Below are 17,769 nucleotides of genomic sequence, written 5' to 3'. Positions count from 1 at the left end.
TCACCAATTGCCATTTGACGGGGGCAAGGACATCTCGGGTGGGTGCAGCACGTACGCGATCCCGCCGCTGCCGGAGCTCCGCAGCCACACCCGCTCGAACGCGGCACGCGGATAGACCCGGCGCACCTGCGCGTCGCCCGGCGCGGCCGGATCGTTGACCATGACGTCGCCCGCGGCCGTGAACCCCGTGACGACCATGATGTGCCCGCCCGTGGAATAGCCGGAGCCCGGCAGCTCGTGCTCCTTGAACGACTGCGACGTGATCACCGGGATCCCGGCGCGCACCAGCACTTCCAGTTCCGCCGCCGACCGCAGCCTCGTCACGAGCCCGGCCAGCCCGTACGTGCCCGCGTACGCCACGTTGAACGGCCAGTTGCCGGTGCCCTGGTAGCTGGTGTCGTAGGCGCCGCGCGCCGCGTGGTCCACCGCCGGGCACGGGTCGCCCGCGCCCACCCAGCCCAGCTCGTCAGCCGCCGGGCCACGGCCCCAGTAGGCGAGCACCATGGCCACCGCCGCCGGGCCGCACCAGTTCGCGCCGCCGCCGTCCCACTGCGGGTGATGCCCGGCGTGCTCGTGCTGCGAATGCGCCGGCACCACCAGATGGAACGCCCCGCCCGGCCCCGGCGCGCTCGGCGCGGGCCGGGCCGGCAGCGCCGAGGCCATCACGCCCAGCCCGTGCACGCGCGCCCCCGCGCCGTGCGCCGTCACCCGCACCCGGAACGCCGTCACCGGCCGCCGCGCCACGAACGTGTCGACCGCCACGTCCCCGTCCTCGTCCCCCTGCCCCGGGACCGACGTGCGCGGCTCGCCGTGCTCCGACCAGCGGCCCATCACGTACCACCTGGTCCGCGAACCCGCCGCCGTCGTCGCCTGAAGCTCCACCTCGATCCACGAGCCCGGCGGCGTCCGCGCCGTCCACGAGGCCACGAGCTGCGTCGCCGCGAAGCCGATCGGGTGCTCGGCACTGGTCCACGACGCCTGGCCCGCCGGCACGGAGAAGCGGGCGAAACAGACACGGGCCAGGTCGACGGTGAGCACCAGGCTCATTGTGGAACCCTCTCCCGCCCCGCGCATCGGAGGTTTTACGTACCGGACCCGATTGTGTCGGTGGTGATCACTATCGTCCGGGCCATGACTCAAGCGGTGCAGGCGTACTCCTACGCCGGGCCCTCCGTGCTCGCCGACGGCCGGCTCGGCCTGTCCACCTCCGGCGGCACGGCCCTGTCGGGCCCCCAGACCCATCCCCGGTTCTTCAGCGGGCTCCTCACCCAGGCCGCCCCCGCAGCCGCCGGCCTGCTGGCCGTCGCCGACGTGGCCATGGCCCGCTACCACCAGCCCCGCCCCGGCTGGACCCGCGACCCGGTGGTGACCTGCGACGGCTACCGGCTCAGATTCGAGTCGTTCTCCGCCTGCGGCGGCGTCTACGCCCGCCTCGACGTGCTCGCCCTCGACGGCGACGTGCTCGACCGGGGCACCACCAACGTCGACGTCAACGGGCCGCTGCGCGAATCGCTCGCCCGCGTCGGCGGACGCGACCCCCTCCACCTCGGCGTCGGCCCCGACGAGCTCACCGTCACCACCCTCGACGGCGCCGTCGTCGAGAAGAAGGTGCCGCTGCCCAGCCGGTGGCTGCGCGGCTTCGCCGAGGTCCAGGTGATCGCCGCCGGCTTCGACCTGCGCGCCGAGCTCAAGGGGCCGCAGGCCGTCCGCTTCCTGCGCTCCCTGCCGCGCAAGGCGTCCGCCACCGTGTGGGCCGTCCCCGCCGGCGGCGACCTGCGCCTGGCCGCCGGGCCCGGCCGCGGCTCCGTCTGCCTGTCCGGCGCCGGCCGCGTCGCCACCCTCATGCCGCTGCTGCGCTTCGCCAAGGCCCTGCGCGTCTACGGCCCGCCCGCCGGCGCCGACGCCGGCCACCAGGCCAGCGCCTGGGAGCTCGAACTGCCCGGCATGCGCTACACGCTCGCCGTCTCGCCCCAGCCCTGGCGCGGCTTCTCCGGCGAAGGCGCCGTCCTCGACGACCTCGCCACCGACGAGGCCGCCGGCGACGCCGACGTGATCGGGATGCTGCTCAACTTCGAGCCCGCCGTCGAGATCGGCCTGCTCGCCGACCGCTCCGGGCTCCCCGCCGCCCGCGTACGCGCCGCGCTCACCCAGCTCGGCACCGCGGGGCGCGTCGGCTACGACCTGTACGAGGCGGGCCACTTCCACCGCGAGCTGCCCTACGACCGCGACCAGGTGGCGCAGCTCAACCCGCGCCTCACGGCCGCCCGGGCGCTCGTCGAAGCGGGCGCCGTCACCCTCGACGGCGACCACGCCCGCGTCACCACGTCCGGCGGCACCCGCCAGGTCGGCATCGCCGACGGGAGCTGCACGTGCGAGTGGTGGTTCGACCACCGCGGCTCCCGGGGCCCTTGCAAGCACGTCCTCGCCGCCCGCATCGCCTCCCGCCACACCGCGGACGCCCTCCTATGACCCCCACCCCACCCCCCACCCCCTGGCCCACCGACCCGGGCTCCCGGCCCGCCGACCCGGGCCCTTGGTTCACCGACCCGGGCTCCCGGCTCGCGGACCCGGGCTCCCGACGGGCCGACCCGGGCGCCCGATCCGCCGCCTCCGTCCACCCTCCTGCCCCCGCCCGTGGGGCAGGACCCGACGGCGGCCCCGCCCGGCCACCTGGCAACGGTCCCGTACGGGCGGCGGACGGCCCCGTACGGGTGGTCGGCGAAGGCCCTGGCCGGTTGCCCGGCGAAGGTTCCGGGCGGACGTCTGCCGGTGCCTGGGAGCGGACGCCCACCGAGGAGCGCGCCGTCGTCCCGCGCGCCTCCGGTGGCGGCCCCTCCGTCGCGTCCGACGCCCGCGACAGCGCCGCCCGGGCATCAGGCGGCACTTCCGCACGGCAGCCTCCCGGTCGGTCGTCCACAGGAGCGCCGGATGGGCCCGGCAGCGGCACAGGGGTCTCCAGGGGGACTCCCGAACGAGGGGATGGTGTGGGGGAGGGCACTGCCTGGGCGGAGGTCGAGGCGGCGATCGACGCGGGGGACGAGCTTCGGGTGGCCGAGCTGGTGCTCGCCCTGGACGAGGCGGGGCGGCGCGAGGTGGCCGCCGCCCTGCCCGGCCACATCCCCGTGGCACGCAACCGGGCGTGGGACCGAGAACGACGCCGCCGCCAGGCCCGCCGCACGCAGGAGCGCGTGACACCCACCGGCAGCACAGCCGCCCAGATCGACACCAACGCCCCAGGCAGTGCCGAGAGCCAAGGTGGCGTCGGCGGTCACGGTGGCGCCGGCCGCTACGAGGTGGCGGCGGGCGGCAGCCAGGAGGGCGGCCCGGGGTGGGAGCATGCGAGGGTCGACGCGTGGGTGGGGCCGATGCGGGTGGCGGGCGCGGGCACGATCGGCGGCGCCGCGGCGGTGGTGGCCTGGCTGCACCGGCGCGACTTCCAGGGCTGGGGCGGCCTCGACCACACCGGGCTCGTCGAACGCGTCCTCGCCGCCCGGCCGCACCGCTGGCAGGTGGACTTCGCCGTACGCGCCGCCCTGCGCCTGCGCACGCAGCGCGACGCCCGCGTCTCCGGCGCCCTGGCCCTGGCCATGCTGCGCCGCACCGGCGCGACCCCGCCCGGCCACGACCCGCTGACCGTCGCCTGGGCCGCCGGATCGCCTGCGGGCCTGGGCGGCGACCCGCTGCTCGACCATCTGCTCCCGCGCCTGTTCGAGGCGGACGGCGTCGGCCGCGTCCTCCGCCACGAGCAGCCCCCGGACGGCGGCCGTGCCGGGCACGAGCCCCGGCCGCCGACCTGGCTCGTCGCCCTGAAGGACCTCGCCGACACCGGGCGGGTGTCGCGCGACCTGCTGCTCGACGGGTGCGTACGCCGGTTCCTGCGCGGCGGCTCCGGCCCTGACCTGCGCTTCTTCGTACGCCTGCACGACCTGCTCGATCCTGCCGACACCGAGTCCGCCCGGCGGGCCGCCGACTACCTGAGGCTGCTGCCGGCCGCGCCCACCTCGGTGGCCGACCTGGCGCTGCGCCACCTGCGCCGAGCGGGCCGGCTCGGCCACGACGACCTGGTGGAAGGGCTGCACGCCGCCCTGTTCCGGCCGGAGCGCAAGCTCGTCGACGGCGGGCTCGGCTGGCTCGACCAGGCGGTACGGGGGCGGCGCGGCCCTGTGGACGAGTTCGCGCCGGCGCTCGCCCAGGCCTTCTCCTGCCGGTCGTACGACGTCCAGGCCCGTGCCGTGCGCCTCGCCCTGCGCCACGCCGCCCGCTTCGGCGCGGCAGGCGCGATGACCCTGAGGGAGGCCGCCGCCCAGCTTCCCCCGGACCTCGCCGCCCGCCTCACCACGGCCTTCCCGGGCCCGACGACCTCCACGGGCGGGACCGCGTACCAGGGCGGGGAGACGGACGTGGCCCGCGCGCCGGTGCCCGCCGGCGCTGGGGAGGCGGAAGCGGTCCACCCGGGGGCGACCCCCGCGGGACCCGGGACGGGCGGGCTGGATCCGGTGGCGGGTGCCCTGGGTGCCGGTTCGAGGGGACTCGGACGTGTGACCGTGAACTCCGGGCCTGGGACGCCGGGGGCCGTCTCCGGGTCTGGGACAGCGGGGGACGTCTCCGGGCTTGGTGCAGTGGGGGACACCTCCGCATCTGAGGCGGGGCGTGCTGGTGGCGTCTCCGCGTCTGGGGCGGGCTCGGAGCTCAGGCAGGGGGACGGGTTCGTGCGCCGGGCGTTGCCTCGGGTGGCGCGGGCGGGGGCGTTGCCGGCGCCGGTCGGTGCGCCCGGTGAGTTGACCGCGTTGCCCTACCGGGTCGGGTGGCAGGAGCTGGAGCGGTGGCTGGACGGCGTGGTGCGGCTGCACGCGGAGGATCCTGAGGCGCTCCGGGTGGTGCTCAAGTCGCTGACCGGGGAGCCGTCGCGGCTGTACAAGGAGCGCGAATGGGAGCATCCGGGCCAATGGGCCGAGGCGATCGCGCGGCGGCTCGTCGACCCGGGGGCCGAGCCGCCGCCCCGGCCGGGGCCCGCTCTGCTTCCCGCCGCTCTCGGGGTGCTTCCCGTTCCCGGGGGCGCGTCGGCCGAGCCCGCGCCCGCATCCGACCCAGCGTCCGGACCCACGCCCGGACCCACGCCCGGGCCAGCGCCGGGCCCAGGGGCCGGACCTGCATCTGGACCCGCATCTGGGCCGGTGCTCGGGGCTGAGCAGCATGGGCGGCGGCGGGGGCGGTTGCCGGACGCGTCGCGGGTGACGGCGCCGCACTGGATGCTGCTGCGCCGGCTGGCCGAGGTGCATGCCGCCGCCGGGCCCGGGGCGCTGCCGCCGTACCTGCTCGCCACGCCCACCACCGGCGCCGGCGGGGTCGGCGCGGCCGAGCTGGTGGAGAGGGTGGCGGGGTACGAGCGGGCCGGGGCCGAGGCGCTGGACGCCGATCTGCAGCAGGCGCTGCTCCGGCTGCCGCGCGACATCGAACCCGGGGTGGTGGCGCGGGCGGCGAGGCTGCGTTCCGGGGCGGGCGCGACCGTCGCGGCGTGGATGCGCGACAGGCCCTCGATCAGCACCGGGATCGACTGGATCGACGGCGGGGTCCCGTACGCGAGCGACCGCGCGGCCCCCGGAGCGGAGGCCGCGTCCGGGGCGCGGAAGGCGAGCGGAGGGACGGGGGAGGGGCGGGAGCCGTCGCTGGTCCCGCGGATCCGGGGGGAGGCGACCGGGCTGGAGCTGGTCGACCGGCTGCTGTCCGATCCGCGGGCGTCGCGCTGGCAGGCCGACGGCGATGATCCCGTCGACTGGCCCGCCGTGCTTCCGCACGACCGGGAGGTCGCGGCGCTGCATCTGCTGCCGCGGCTGCTCTGCCGTACCCACGGGTCGCACGTGCGGCTGGCCGAGGTGCAGGCGGTGGCGTCGGCCGGCGGGCCCGCGGGGGAGGCGGTGGCGCTGCTGGTGGCGTACTTCCTGCTGCACCGCGAGTGGTGGCGGCGCGACGACGGGGTGCGTCCGCTGCTGGAGCTGGCCGCGCGGGGAGAGCTGCCCGCCGAGGAGACCGGGCGGCAGCTCGGGCTGCTGCTGCGGCGCACCTGGCATCAGCCGGCGGCCATGCGGGAGGCGCTGGAGACGGCGGCCCGGCGCGGCGCCCACGCGGAGGTGTGGCGGGTGCTGACGGGGTTCCTGCCCGTCTACCTGCCGGGGCCGGGTGAGCGGGCGCACTCGGGGCACACGCAGATGCTGACGTTCGCGGTCCGGGCGGCGGGATGGGCGCGGGCCGGGGGCGAGCTGCCGTGCGTGGCGCGGATCGCGGCCAGGAAGGCGACGAGCGGCTTCGTCCGTGAGGCCCGCCGCCTGCACGCCCTCCTCGCCTGAGCCCTGGCGGCCGGGGCGCCCCGGCCGCCAGGGTGATCGTCATGCGTGACGACGCCTCCCGCTACAACCAGGCCCGCTGGGAGGCGCTCGTCGAGGCGTGGGTGTACGAGCGGCGGCCCGGCCGGGAGGTCAGCGGGCCCCGCGAATACCGGCAGACGATGAGCCGGATCGTCAACGGCCTGACCGGGGCGGGGTTCCTGCTGGAGCGCCTGGCCGAGGTGCGCAGCGATCGGCCCGGCCTGGAGCCGGGGAGCTGGGAGCACTTCACGTCGGTGGCGCCGCCGTGGCTGGAGTTCGTCTGGCGCTACCGCCCCGGCGTCCTCGGCGGGTGAGGGCCTACAGGTAGAGGCCCGTCCCCTCGGTGCTCGCCGTGCGGGTCAGCGACCGCCCGGCGCGGAGCGCGTACAGCTCGGCCAGCGTCGCCCCCGACGGGCCGACGCCCTGGGGCGAGCCGAGCCAGGCGACCGCCTCGTCCCGCGACAGCGGGCCGATCTCCAGCTGCGCCAGGCAGCGGCCGGGCCGGACGACGGCCGGGTGCAGGCGGGCCAGGTCCTCGTTCGTGGTGATCGCGACCAGCACGTCACGGCCCTGGCCGAGCAGGCCGTCGGTCAGGTTGAGCAGCCTCGACAGGCCCTGGCCGGCCTGCGACTTGGCCGAGGCGCTGATCAGCTCGTCGCAGTCCTCCAGCACGAGCAGCCGCCAGCGCTGCTGCTCGTCCTCGTCGTGGTCGTAGCCGACCGCCACCTCCATGAGGTAGCCGGGCTCGTCGAACAGCCGCTCCGGGTCGAGCACGCAGTCGACCTGGCACCAGTCCTGCCACTGTTTGGCCAGCGAGCGCAGCAGCGTCGTCTTGCCGGTGCCGGGCGGGCCGTGCAGCAGGATGAGACGGCCGTTCACGTCGGCCGGGGTGACGCTCATCAGGGAGTCGAGCGAGCGGCGCGCCTCCGCCGAGTAGTTGCCGCTGATCTCGGGCCACGGCTGCGCGGTGATCGGCTTCTCCGAACGGGTGCCGCCGTGCGAGCCGCGCCACCAGAAGCCCATGTCGACGTGGTCGGTCTCCGGCTCGGGCTCCTCTGCGCCGTCGACGGTCTCCTTCAGCACCGACCGGGCCAGCTCCTCGCTGGTGGCCGTCACGCTGACCGTCGCCGACCGGTTGCGGTGCCGGATCACCCGCAGCGTCCAGCCGTCGCCGCAGATCAGCCGCGACTCCGAACCGTCCTCCACCTGCGCCGTCCGCACGACGCTGCCGTGCGCCGGGCGCAGCGGGGCGTCGGGGCGTACGCGCTCCAGATTGACCAGGCGCGACCACGGCTGCACCCCCGTGGCGAACGGCGACAGCGCCAGCGCGTCGATCACGTCGACGGCGGAGTCGGAGTCGTCGATCCAGATGTTCATGGGGAGCTCGGTGGCATCCTGGCTGGGGAACGGCACCTCCCTGATCACAGACATGGCTCCAATGATCACAGTTTGCGGGGCGGGTTGTCGAAGGGTTTGCGTTTTCAGCCGGTCTTCGTCAGCTCGCCCTCGCTCCTTCCCACGGGCATCGTGAGCTCGTAGTCGGCCTGGTCGTCGTCCTTGAGCTCCAGGGTGACCTTGACGCTGCCGGTGCCGCCCAGGTACGCGCACACGCCGCCGAGGTCGGCGAGCGTGAGGTGCAGGGTGGAGTCCTTGACCTCGGTCGCGTACAGGGTGCCCTTGCCGCAGCCGGGGTCGCTCTGCCCGTCGCTTGGGGAGTCCCAGACGCCCTTGGGCTCGCCCGCGCGCAGGATCAGGGTGACCGATTCGTTCTCGAACTGCTTGCCTGCGGCCTCGCCGTCGACCGTGCCCGTCCAGGTGCCCGCGAACTCGGCGGGGACGTCGACGGTGTCGCTGGGCCTGCCGGTGCCCACGGACAGCTCGGGGAGGAGTTCCGTGAGGCCCGCGCCCGGGTCCCCGGGGGAGGCGGGGGAGACGGGGGAGACGGAGGCGGTCGAGGTGGTGGGCGTGCGCCGGTCCAGGGCGGACGGGGCGCCGCCGTTCAGCCACAGCAGCGCGCCGCCGCCCGCGACGAGCGCGACCACGGCGGCCGCCGCGCCGACCAGCAGGCCCCGCCGCCGTCGTCCCGGCCGCGTGGTGACGGCGGGCCCCGGCGGTCCCGTACGGTGCCCCGCGCCTTGTCCCGCGCCGTGCCCCACGCCGTGCCCCGCGCCGTGTCCCGCGCCGTGTCCCGCGCTGTGCCCCGCGCCTTGTCCCGTGCTGTGTCCCGCGCCGTGCCCTGCGCCGTGCCCGGGTCCGCCCGCAGGCGCGCCACCCCCGCCGGGTGCGGCCGGGGCGGGGGGCGGGAGGGGGGTGTTGGGGTTGACGAGGTGGACCATCAGGTCGCGGGCCGTGGGCCGGGCGGCGGGGTCCTTGGCGAGGCAGGAGGCGAGCACGCCCCGCAGCCGCGGCGGCAGCGGCGTCAGGTCGGGCTCGGCGTGGAGGACGCGGTGCAGCACCGCCGGGACCGTGTCGGCGCCGAACGGGCTGACCCCGCCCGCCGCGAACACCATCGTGGCCGCCCACGAGAACACGTCGGACGCCGGGGACGCCGGGGTGCCGGCGATCTGCTCGGGCGCCAGGTAGGCGGGCGTGCCGATCAGCCCGGAGGTCAGGGTGGCCGCGCCCTCGGCGCGCGCGATGCCGAAGTCGACCACGCGCGGCCCGTCGGGCCCGAGCAGCACGTTGGCGGGCTTGAAGTCGCGGTGCACGACCCCGGCCGCGTGGATGGCGGCCAGCGCCGTGGCCGTGCCGACGACGACGCGTTCCAGTTCGCCGCCCGCCAGCGGCCCCCGGTCGCGGACGCGGTCGGCCAGCGACGGCCCGTCGATGTACTCGCTGATCACGTACGGGCGCGGCCCGTCCGTGGAGGCGGCCAGGACGCGCGCCGTGCAGAAGGACGCGATGCTCTCCAGCGCCTCCAGCTCGCGCGCGAGCCGGGCGCGGGTCTCGCGGTCGCCGGTGCTCAGCAGCTTGATGGCGACCGGTTCGCCCGCCTCGGTGTGGGCCAGGTAGACGACGCCCTGGCCGCCTTCGCCGAGGCGCCCCGCCAGCCGATGTCCGCCCAGTTCGGGCGGATCGTCCGGCGTCAGAGGGGTCACCATGGCCGATACGTTACAGGTCATCCTGCGGTGACATAGATCACCCGCTACTTTATGACGTTGATCAAATGACCTGAACGCGGAGGTACGGGGTGTCTGGTGTGAAGTTCCGCGAGCGGGCGCGCTACTGGTTCGACAACACGATGTCCAAGGGGACGGTCTCGCTCGTCGGCTGGCTGGCCGTCGTGTCGATGGGCCTCGTCGTGGTCGTCGCCGGGTTACTGATGTGGGTGGCGCCTAATGAGCCGCAGGGCGTCGGGGGCCCAGGGCACGTCCTGTGGATCGCGCTCATGCACGCGCTGTCGCCCGACGAGCTGGCGGCCGACAGCGGATCGGTGCCGTACATGGCCGTCATGCTGGTGGGCTCGCTCGGCGGGCTGTTCATCGTCAGCATGCTCGTCGGCCTGCTGGCCAACGGCTTCGAGCAGAAGGTGGACCGGCTGCGCAGGGGGCGCTCGCGCATCGTGGAGTCCGGCCACACGGTGGTGCTGGGCTGGTCGGACCAGGTGTTCACGATCGTGGCCGAGCTGGTCAAGGCGCACGCCAGCGAGTCGGGCTCGGTCGTGGCGGTGCTGGCCGACCGGGACAAGCTGGCGATGGAGGAGGACATCCGCGAGCGCGTCGACCTGGGCCGCACGCGGCTGGTGTGCCGCACCGGATCGGCCACCGAGCCGCACGACCTCGACCTGATGAACCTGGCCGCCGCCAGGTCGGTCGTCGTGCTGTCGCCCGAGGGCGAGGACCCGGACGCGCACGTGTTCAAGATCCTGCTCGCGCTGGAGAAGCGGGACGGGCCGCACCCGCCGGTGGTGGCCGCCATCGCCGCCAGCCGCAACGTGGCCGCCGCCCGCCTGGCCGGGGGCGCGGACGTGCACCTGGTGGACTCCGACGACACCGCCTCGCGGCTGATCGTCCAGTCTTCCCGCCAGTCGGGCATGTCGGTCGTCTGCATGGACCTGCTCAACTTCGACGGCGGCGAGATCTACCTGCGGCCGGGCGCGGAGGTCGCGGGCCGGACGTACGGCGAGACGCTGCACGCGTACGGGACGGCCACGGTGATCGGCCTGCGCAGGCCGTCGGGCGTGGTGCTCAACCCGGCCATGGACACCGCGGTGACCGAGGCGGACGAGGTCATCGTGATCGCGCACGACGACTCCCGCATCGAGCTGGCCGAGGGCGCGCCCGCCGTGGACGAGGCCGCGATCGTCACCGCCCGGCCCGCCGACCCGGAGCCGGAGCGCACGCTGCTGCTCAACTGGAACAGCCGGGCGCACCACATCATCCGCTACCTCGACGGCTACGTGGCCCCCGGCTCGGTGCTGGAGATCGCCACCGACCACCCGAAGGCGGGCACGGGCCTGGAGGGCCTGCGCAACCTCACCGTCAACGTCAAGGACTGCGACACCACCGACAGGTACGCGCTGGAGGCGCTCGGCCCCGGCCTGTTCCAGCACGTCATCGTGCTGTCGGACGACCGGTTCACGCTGCACCACGCCGACACCCGCACGCTCATGACGCTGCTGCAGCTGCGCGACATGCAGAGCGCGATGAACGAGCACTACTCGATCGTCAGCGAGATGCACGACGAGAACAACCGGGCCCTGGCCGAGGTCACCGAGGCCGACGACATCGTCATCAGCGACACCGTCATCGGCCTGCTGCTCGCCCAGCTCGCCGAGAACCGGCACCTGGCGGACGTGTTCGGCTTCCTGTTCGACTCGCGCGGCTCCGAGATCTATCCGCGCCCGGCGGGGTCGTACGTGACCACCGGGACGGAGGTGAGCTTCGCGACGGTCATCGAGGCGGCGCGCCGCAGAGGGGAGACCGCGATCGGCTACCGGGACGCCGCCGGGCGCAACGTCCCGCCCCACTACGGCATCGTGCTGAACCCGCCCAAGCCGGACCTCGTCCGCCTGTCCGAGCGCGATTCGGTCATCGTGCTGGCGGAGGACTGAGTCTGGGTTAGCGTGTGCGGCGTGAGGACCATCGACTGGGTGGACGGCGCCGTCGAGCTCATCGACCAGACCCGGCTGCCCGCCGAGTGCGTGACGCTGCGCCTGCACACCGTGGACGAGCTCGTCGAGGCCATCCGCCGGCTCGCGGTGCGGGGCGCGCCCGCGCTCGGCGTGGCCGGGGCGCTCGGCGTCGTGCTGGCCAGGGGCGACCAGGAGGCCGTCGCCCGGCTGCGGGCCGCCCGCCCCACCGCCGTGAACCTGGCCTGGGGCGTCGACCGGGCCGCCGCCCACCTGGGCGAGGGGCAGGAGGCCGTGCTGCGTGCCGCCCTGCGCATCAGGGACGACGACATCGCCGCCTGCCTGGCCATGGGCGAGCGCGGCGCCGACCTGCTCGAAGGCGACCGGCTGCGGATCATGACCGTGTGCAACACGGGCGCGCTGGCGGCCGTCGAGCGCGGCACGGCGCTCGGCGTCGTCCGGACGCTGCACGAGCGCGGCAGGCTGGCCGAGGTGCTCGCCCTGGAGACCCGGCCCCTGCTCCAGGGCGCCAGGCTCACCGCCTGGGAGCTGGCCCGCATGGGCGCCCCGCACCGCCTGGTCGCCGACTCCGCCGGGCCGTACCTGCTGGCGCGGGGCGGCGTGGACGCGGTGCTCATCGGCGCCGACCGGATCGCCGCCAACGGCGACACCGCCAACAAGATCGGCTCGTACGCGCTCGCGCTCGGCGCGGAGCGGGCCGGGGTGCCGTTCATCGTCGTCGCGCCGGAGAGCACGATCGACGCGGCCACCCCGTCGGGCGACCACATCGAGATCGAGGACCGGGGCGCCGAGGAGATCGTCAGCGTGGCGGGCGTGCGGGTGGCCCCGGAGGGCACGAAAGCGCTGAATCCCGCTTTCGACGTGACACCGCACGACCTGATCACCGCGATCGTGACGGACACCCGTGTAATCCACCCGTAGGTTAAAATTATCCCGAACTCGTGACCAGTTCGCGCATCTAGCGTTACGCTCTGTTGTGTAATGACGCTACTTTCCGGAGCGTATCGTGGCCATTGACCTGATCAAGCGGGCGGATTGGGATGCGCGTTCTCCCCGCGGCGCCTACACACAGCTCGATTCCACCAAAGGGGTGAAAGTCCACTACACCGGTGGACGGGTCGATCCCGGAATCGTCGACGACCACGCAGGATGCGTGAAATTGGTGAAATCCATCCAAGGGTCACACATGGATGGAAATGGCTGGATCGACATCGGATATTCCTTTGTCGCCTGCCCGCACCGCAAGGTGTTCGAGGGGCGGGGGCTGCACCACCTGCCCGCCGCCAACGGCGCCGGCCTCAACCGCGGCCACTACGCCGTGCTCGGGCTCGTCGGCAACGCCGGGCTGGTCCAGCCGCCCGACGAGCTGCTCCACGCCATCCTCGACGCCGTCGAGCACGTCCGCGACCGGGGCCGGGCCGGCAAGGAGATCAAGGGACACCGCGACGGCTACTCCACGAGCTGCCCCGGCGACGCCCTCTACGCGTGGGTCCGGCGCGGCGCGCCCCGGCCCGGCAACGACAACGGCACCCCCGAGTCGCCCCCGCCCCCGGGGCGGTTATTGAGATACCCGCCCGTCACCCGCGGCGACGACGTACGGACCTGGCAGGCCAAGATGCGCGAGCGCGGCTGGGAGATCGACGTCGACGGCGCCTACGGACCCGCGTCCAAGGACGTGTGCCGGCGGTTCCAGCGCCAGCAGGGCATCGAGGACGACGGCATCGTCGGCCCCGTCACCTGGCGTCTCACCTGGGAAGCCCCCCTGACCTGACCCCTGTCACAGCCCCGCGTGCACGTTCCGTGACGTGTTGCGCTTACGATCCCAAGCATGGATCTGGCAGCGGGTTTCCCCGCCACCACCCGGGACGGCTGGCGTGCGCTGGCGCTCGCGGTCCTGCGCAAGTCCGGCGTCGAGGCCGCCACACCCGAGCAGGCGCTCGGCGCGCTCACCTACGACGGAGTGCCGATCGCGCCGCTCTACGACGCCTCCGACCTGCCCCCCATGCCGCCGTTCGACCGGGGGAGCGCCCGCGCCGGATGGGACGTCAGGCAGCGGCACGCCGTCCCCGACCCCGAAGCGGTGCTGACCGACCTGGAGAACGGCGTCACCTCGCTCTGGCTGGTGGCCGGAGACGGCGCGATCCCCGTGGTGGAGCTGCCCCGGGTGCTCAAGGACGTCCTCCTCGACCTCGCCCCGATCGTCCTGGACGCCGGGCCGCACACCCGGGAGGCCGCCGAGGCGCTGTTCGCGCTGGCCGGCGACACGCCGCTCAGCGGAAACCTCGGCGCCTCCGCGCTCGACGACTCCGGAGTGGAGCTGGCGGCCCGGTGCGTGACCGGCCACCCCGGGCTGCGCGCGATCACCGTCGACGCCACGCCCTACCACGACGCCGGCGCCTCCGACGGTGAGGAGCTGGGCTGCTCGATCGCGCTCGGCGTGGCCGCGCTGCGGGCGCTGACCGGGGCCGGGCTGAGCGTCGAGCAGGCGTTCGGGCAGCTCGAGTTCCGCTACTCGGCCACCGACGACCAGTTCGCCACCATCGCCAAGCTGCGCGCCGCCCGCAAGCTGTGGGCGCGCGTCGCCGAGGTGTGCGGCGGCGGGCCCCAGGACGCGTACGCGCAGGCCCAGCACGTCGTCACCAGCTCCGCCATGATGACCGCGCGCGACCCGTGGGTGAACATGCTGCGCACCACCGTCGCCTGCTTCGCCGCCGGGATCGGCGGCGCCGACGCGGTCACCGTCCAGCCGTTCGACGCGGCCGTGCGCCCGCCCGACGCCTTCTCCCGGCGCATCGCCCGCAACACCCAGGCGCTGCTGCTGGAGGAGGCGGGCGCCGGGCGGGTGGCCGACCCGGCGGGCGGCTCCTGGTACGTCGAGCGCCGCACCGCCGACCTGGCCGCGCGCGCCTGGGAGTGGTTCCAGGAGATCGAGGCGGCCGGCGGCATCCGCGCAGCCGCCGGGAAGGTGGCCGGCCGTGTCGCCGCCACCCGCGCCCGCCGCGCCGCCGACATCGCCCACCGCCGCCTCCCGATCACCGGCGTGAGCGAGTTCCCCGACCCCGCCGAGAAGCCCCTCCGCCGCCCCGCCGCCCCGAAGCCGCCCGCCGGCGCGACGGCCCCCGCCCAGCCGCCCGGCACGGCCGCGGAGCGGGGGACCGGGCTGCCGGTGGTGCGCTACGCCGCCGAGTTCGAGGCGCTGCGCGACCTGGCCGACGCCCAGCCGGAGCGGCCCAAGGTGTTCCTGGCCACGATCGGCCCCGCCGCCGCCCACACCGCGCGGGCGGCGTTCGCGGCGAACCTGTTCCAGGCCGGCGGGCTGGCCGTGGAGAGCGCGGGCCCGGGCGCCGACGCCGAGCGGATCGCCGCCGCGTTCGCCGCCAGCGGGGCCGCCGTCGCCTGCCTGTGCTCCACCGACAAGCTGTACGCCGAGCACGCCGAGGAGGTGGCCGCCGCGCTGCGCCGGGCGGGCGCCCGCCGGGTGTGGCTGGCCGGCAAGGGCAGCCACCCGGGCGTCGACGCCTGCCTGTTCGCCGGGTGCGACGCCCTCGACGTGCTCCGCACGACCTTCCGCGACCTGGAGGTGACCGCATGATCCCCGACTTCACCGGCGTCCCCCTGGACGGCGCGCCTCCGGCGGCGACCGCCGGGGAGCCCGCCGCCCCGGGCCCGGTCTGGGAGACCCCCGAGGGCATCGCGGTCAAACCGCTCTACACCGCACGCGACCTGGACGGCCTGGACTTCCTGTCCACCTACCCGGGCGCCGCCCCCTACCTGCGGGGCCCGTACCCGACCATGTACGTCAACCAGCCGTGGACCGTCCGCCAGTACGCGGGCTTCTCCACGGCCGAGGACAGCAACGCCTTCTACCGCCGCAACCTGGCCGCCGGGCAGAAGGGCCTGTCGGTGGCCTTCGACCTGGCCACGCACCGGGGCTACGACTCCGACCACCCGAGGGTGGCGGGCGACGTGGGCATGGCCGGGGTGGCGATCGACTCCATCTACGACATGCGCCGCCTGTTCGACGGCATCCCGCTGGACCGCATGTCGGTGTCGATGACGATGAACGGCGCCGTGCTGCCGATCCTGGCCCTCTACATCGTGGCCGCCGAGGAGCAGGGGGTGGCGCCGGAGCAGCTCGCCGGGACCATCCAGAACGACATTCTCAAAGAATTCATGGTACGGAACACGTACATCTACCCGCCGGGCCCCTCGATGCGGATAATTTCGGATATTTTCGCATATACCAGTGAAAAGATGCCGAAATTCAACTCCATCAGCATTTCTGGTTACCACATCCAGGAAGCGGGGGCGACGTGCGATCTGGAGCTCGCCTACACGCTCGCCGACGGGGTCGAATACCTGCGTGCCGGAATCGCCGCCGGAATGGACGTCGACCGGTTCGCGCCGCGTTTGTCGTTCTTCTGGTGCATCGGCATGAACTTCTTCATGGAGGTCGCCAAACTCCGGGCCGCGCGGCTGCTCTGGGCCAACCTGGTGTCCGGTTTCGATGCGAAGAATCCGAAATCGCTGAGCCTGCGGACCCACTCCCAGACCTCCGGCTGGTCCCTCACCGCCCAGGACGTCTACAACAACGTGGCCCGCACCTGCGTCGAGGCGATGGCCGCCACCCAGGGCCACACCCAGTCGCTGCACACCAACGCCCTCGACGAGGCCCTGGCGCTGCCCACCGACTTCTCCGCGCGCATCGCCCGCAACACCCAGCTCCTGCTCCAGCAGGAGTCCGGCACCACCCAGGTGATCGACCCGTGGGGCGGCTCCTACTACGTCGAACGCCTCACCCACGACCTGGCCGAACGCGCCTCCGCGCACATCCACGAGGTCGAGGCGGCCGGAGGCATGGCCAAGGCCATCGAGGCCGGGCTGCCCAAGCTGCGCATCGAGGAGGCGGCCGCCCGCACCCAGGCCCGCATCGACTCCGGCCGCCAGCCGGTCATCGGCGTCAACAAGTACCGGGCCGCCGCCGACGAGCCCATCGAGGTCCTCAAGGTCGACAACAGCGCCGTACGCGCCCAGCAGCTCGCCAAGCTGGCCGCGCTGCGCGCCGAACGCGACGAGGACGCCGTCCGCCGCGCGCTCGCCGCGCTCACCGACGCCGCCGCCGACCCCGCCCCCGGCCTCGACGGCAACCTGCTCAAGCTGTCCGTCGACGCCGCCCGCGCCAAGGCCACGGTGGGCGAGATCTCCGCCGCGCTGGAGCGGGTCTTCGGCCGGCACGCCGAGCAGATCCGTACGATTTCCGGCGTGTACCGCGACGAGGCCGGACCGGCCGCCGACATCGAACGCGCCCGGCAGGCGTGCGCCGACTTCGCCCGCGCCGAGGGCCGCCGCCCGCGCATCCTGGTGGCCAAGATGGGACAGGACGGCCACGACCGAGGCCAGAAGGTGATCGCCACCGCCTTCGCCGACCTGGGCTTCGACGTGGACGTCGGCCCGCTCTTCCAGACGCCGGAAGAGGTGGCCAGGCAGGCGGTCGAGGCCGACGTGCACATCGTCGGCGTCTCCACGCTCGCCGCCGGGCACCTCACGCTGGTGCCCGCCCTCCGCCAGGCGCTCGCCGACCTGGACGCCGCCGACATCATGATCGTCGTGGGCGGCGTGATCCCGCCGGGTGACTTCGACGAGCTCCGCGCCGCCGGGGCCTCGGCGATCTTCCCGCCCGGCACGGTCATCGCCGAGGCGGCCCTCGGCCTGCTCGACGAGCTGCGCGAGCGTCAGAAGTAGTCCTCGCACATGGTGAACGACACCCGGCGCTCCACGCGCCGGGGCGTCTCGAACTTGAGGACCACCGTGTTGCGGCCCGGGTCCTCCAGCCGCCTGCCCTGCATCATGAGCTCCCGCCGGGAGAGGTACGTGGTGCTGCGGCCCTGGTCCTCGCCGTTGACGATCCACCGGTACGTGGCCTTGGCGCCCTCCGTGCCGCGGACCATCGCGTACACCTCGTTGCCGCGCGGGTAGCAGCCGCTCGGCTTCACCGGGCGGTGGATGATCAGCTTCAGCGACGTGATCTCGCCGCCCGCGGCCCCGGTGGAGCTCGCCCGCGCCGTGGGACGCACGGTGCTCACCGCGACGCTGGGCCGAGCCGTCCCCGTGGCGGCCGGCTTGCCCGTCCCCGTGACGCTGGGCCGGGCCGTCCCCGTGGCGGCCGGTTTGGTCGCTCCCGTGGTGGTGGGCCTGCTCGCCCTGGTGGCGGCCCGGCGCGGCGTCGTCGCGGTGAGCACCGTGCGTCCCACGGCGCGGGCGAGCTCCACCGGGGCCGCGGGCGGCGAGATCACGTCGCTGAAGCTGATCATCCAC

At 74.5% G+C, this 17,769-nt stretch carries 13 protein-coding genes; 9 read left to right on the top strand and 4 right to left on the bottom strand.

The features are described 5' to 3' along the window. Positions 1–1,047 (bottom strand): C39 family peptidase, encoded by a 1,047-nt coding sequence (locus AB0J53_RS14270; protein WP_357590869.1) that lies wholly within the window; start codon positions 1,045–1,047, stop codon positions 1–3. Between the two features lie 84 nt (positions 1,048–1,131). Between AB0J53_RS14270 and AB0J53_RS14265 the strand changes: the two genes are divergently transcribed. From AB0J53_RS14265 to AB0J53_RS14255, 3 genes are all read left to right on the top strand, one after another. Beyond that, positions 1,132–2,469 (top strand): SWIM zinc finger family protein, encoded by a 1,338-nt coding sequence (locus tag AB0J53_RS14265; RefSeq protein WP_364172025.1) that lies wholly within the window; start codon positions 1,132–1,134, stop codon positions 2,467–2,469. A 515-nt stretch (positions 2,470–2,984) separates the two neighbouring features. After that, positions 2,985–6,344, top strand: coding sequence for a hypothetical protein (locus AB0J53_RS14260; RefSeq protein WP_364172023.1), 3,360 nt, complete (start codon positions 2,985–2,987; stop codon positions 6,342–6,344). Positions 6,345–6,385: 41 nt separating this feature from the next. Next, a complete protein-coding gene (locus AB0J53_RS14255; protein WP_364172021.1) occupies positions 6,386–6,676 on the top strand; it encodes a hypothetical protein in 291 nt (96 codons plus the stop codon). Positions 6,677–6,680: 4 nt separating this feature from the next. Here the strand turns inward: AB0J53_RS14255 and AB0J53_RS14250 are convergent, their stop codons facing one another. Next, positions 6,681–7,793 carry a DUF5925 domain-containing protein gene (locus tag AB0J53_RS14250; protein WP_364172020.1) on the bottom strand — a complete coding sequence of 371 codons (1,113 nt, stop codon included), beginning with the start codon at positions 7,791–7,793 and terminating at the stop codon, positions 6,681–6,683. A gap of 50 nt (positions 7,794–7,843) precedes the next feature. Further along, positions 7,844–9,463, bottom strand: coding sequence for a serine/threonine-protein kinase (locus AB0J53_RS14245; protein ID WP_364172019.1), 1,620 nt, complete (start codon positions 9,461–9,463; stop codon positions 7,844–7,846). Between the two features lie 98 nt (positions 9,464–9,561). Here AB0J53_RS14245 and AB0J53_RS14240 point away from each other — a divergent pair, with 98 nt between their 5' ends. The 5 genes from AB0J53_RS14240 (at position 9,562) to scpA (ending at position 17,196) form a co-directional block, all read left to right on the top strand. Beyond that, a complete protein-coding gene (locus AB0J53_RS14240; protein ID WP_364172018.1) occupies positions 9,562–11,415 on the top strand; it encodes a potassium transporter TrkA in 1,854 nt (617 codons plus the stop codon). A 21-nt stretch (positions 11,416–11,436) separates the two neighbouring features. After that, positions 11,437–12,375: an S-methyl-5-thioribose-1-phosphate isomerase gene (gene mtnA / locus AB0J53_RS14235; RefSeq protein ID WP_364172016.1), complete on the top strand. Its 939-nt coding sequence runs from the start codon at positions 11,437–11,439 to the stop codon at positions 12,373–12,375. Between the two features lie 265 nt (positions 12,376–12,640). Continuing rightward, the gene (locus tag AB0J53_RS14230; RefSeq protein WP_246646748.1) at positions 12,641–13,225 is read left to right on the top strand and encodes an N-acetylmuramoyl-L-alanine amidase; all 585 of its coding nucleotides are present in this window, start codon (positions 12,641–12,643) and stop codon (positions 13,223–13,225) included. A 57-nt stretch (positions 13,226–13,282) separates the two neighbouring features. Further along, positions 13,283–15,046: a methylmalonyl-CoA mutase subunit beta gene (locus AB0J53_RS14225; RefSeq protein WP_364172013.1), complete on the top strand. Its 1,764-nt coding sequence runs from the start codon at positions 13,283–13,285 to the stop codon at positions 15,044–15,046. After that, positions 15,043–17,196 carry a methylmalonyl-CoA mutase gene (gene scpA, locus AB0J53_RS14220; RefSeq protein WP_364172012.1) on the top strand — a complete coding sequence of 718 codons (2,154 nt, stop codon included), beginning with the start codon at positions 15,043–15,045 and terminating at the stop codon, positions 17,194–17,196. The genes AB0J53_RS14225 and scpA overlap by 4 nt, the downstream gene beginning before the upstream one ends. Here the strand turns inward: scpA and AB0J53_RS14215 are convergent. Further along, entirely contained in the window at positions 17,187–17,447 is a 261-nt protein-coding gene (locus AB0J53_RS14215; RefSeq protein ID WP_364172010.1) for a hypothetical protein, read from the bottom strand. The two genes, scpA and AB0J53_RS14215, sit on opposite strands and share 10 nt — an antisense overlap. A 10-nt stretch (positions 17,448–17,457) precedes the next feature. On the opposite strand from AB0J53_RS14215, the gene AB0J53_RS14210 reads away from it, so the two are divergent. Beyond that, a partial coding sequence (locus AB0J53_RS14210) for a hypothetical protein (protein ID WP_364172008.1) occupies positions 17,458–17,769 on the top strand: 312 nt, incomplete at its 3' end.

Source organism: Nonomuraea sp. NPDC049725, assembly GCF_040674795.1.
Classification (GTDB): Bacteria; Actinomycetota; Actinomycetes; order Streptosporangiales; family Streptosporangiaceae; genus Nonomuraea; species Nonomuraea ceibae.
Note: the sequence above shows the minus strand (reverse complement) of the source record. Positions and strands in the feature narration are given on the sequence as shown.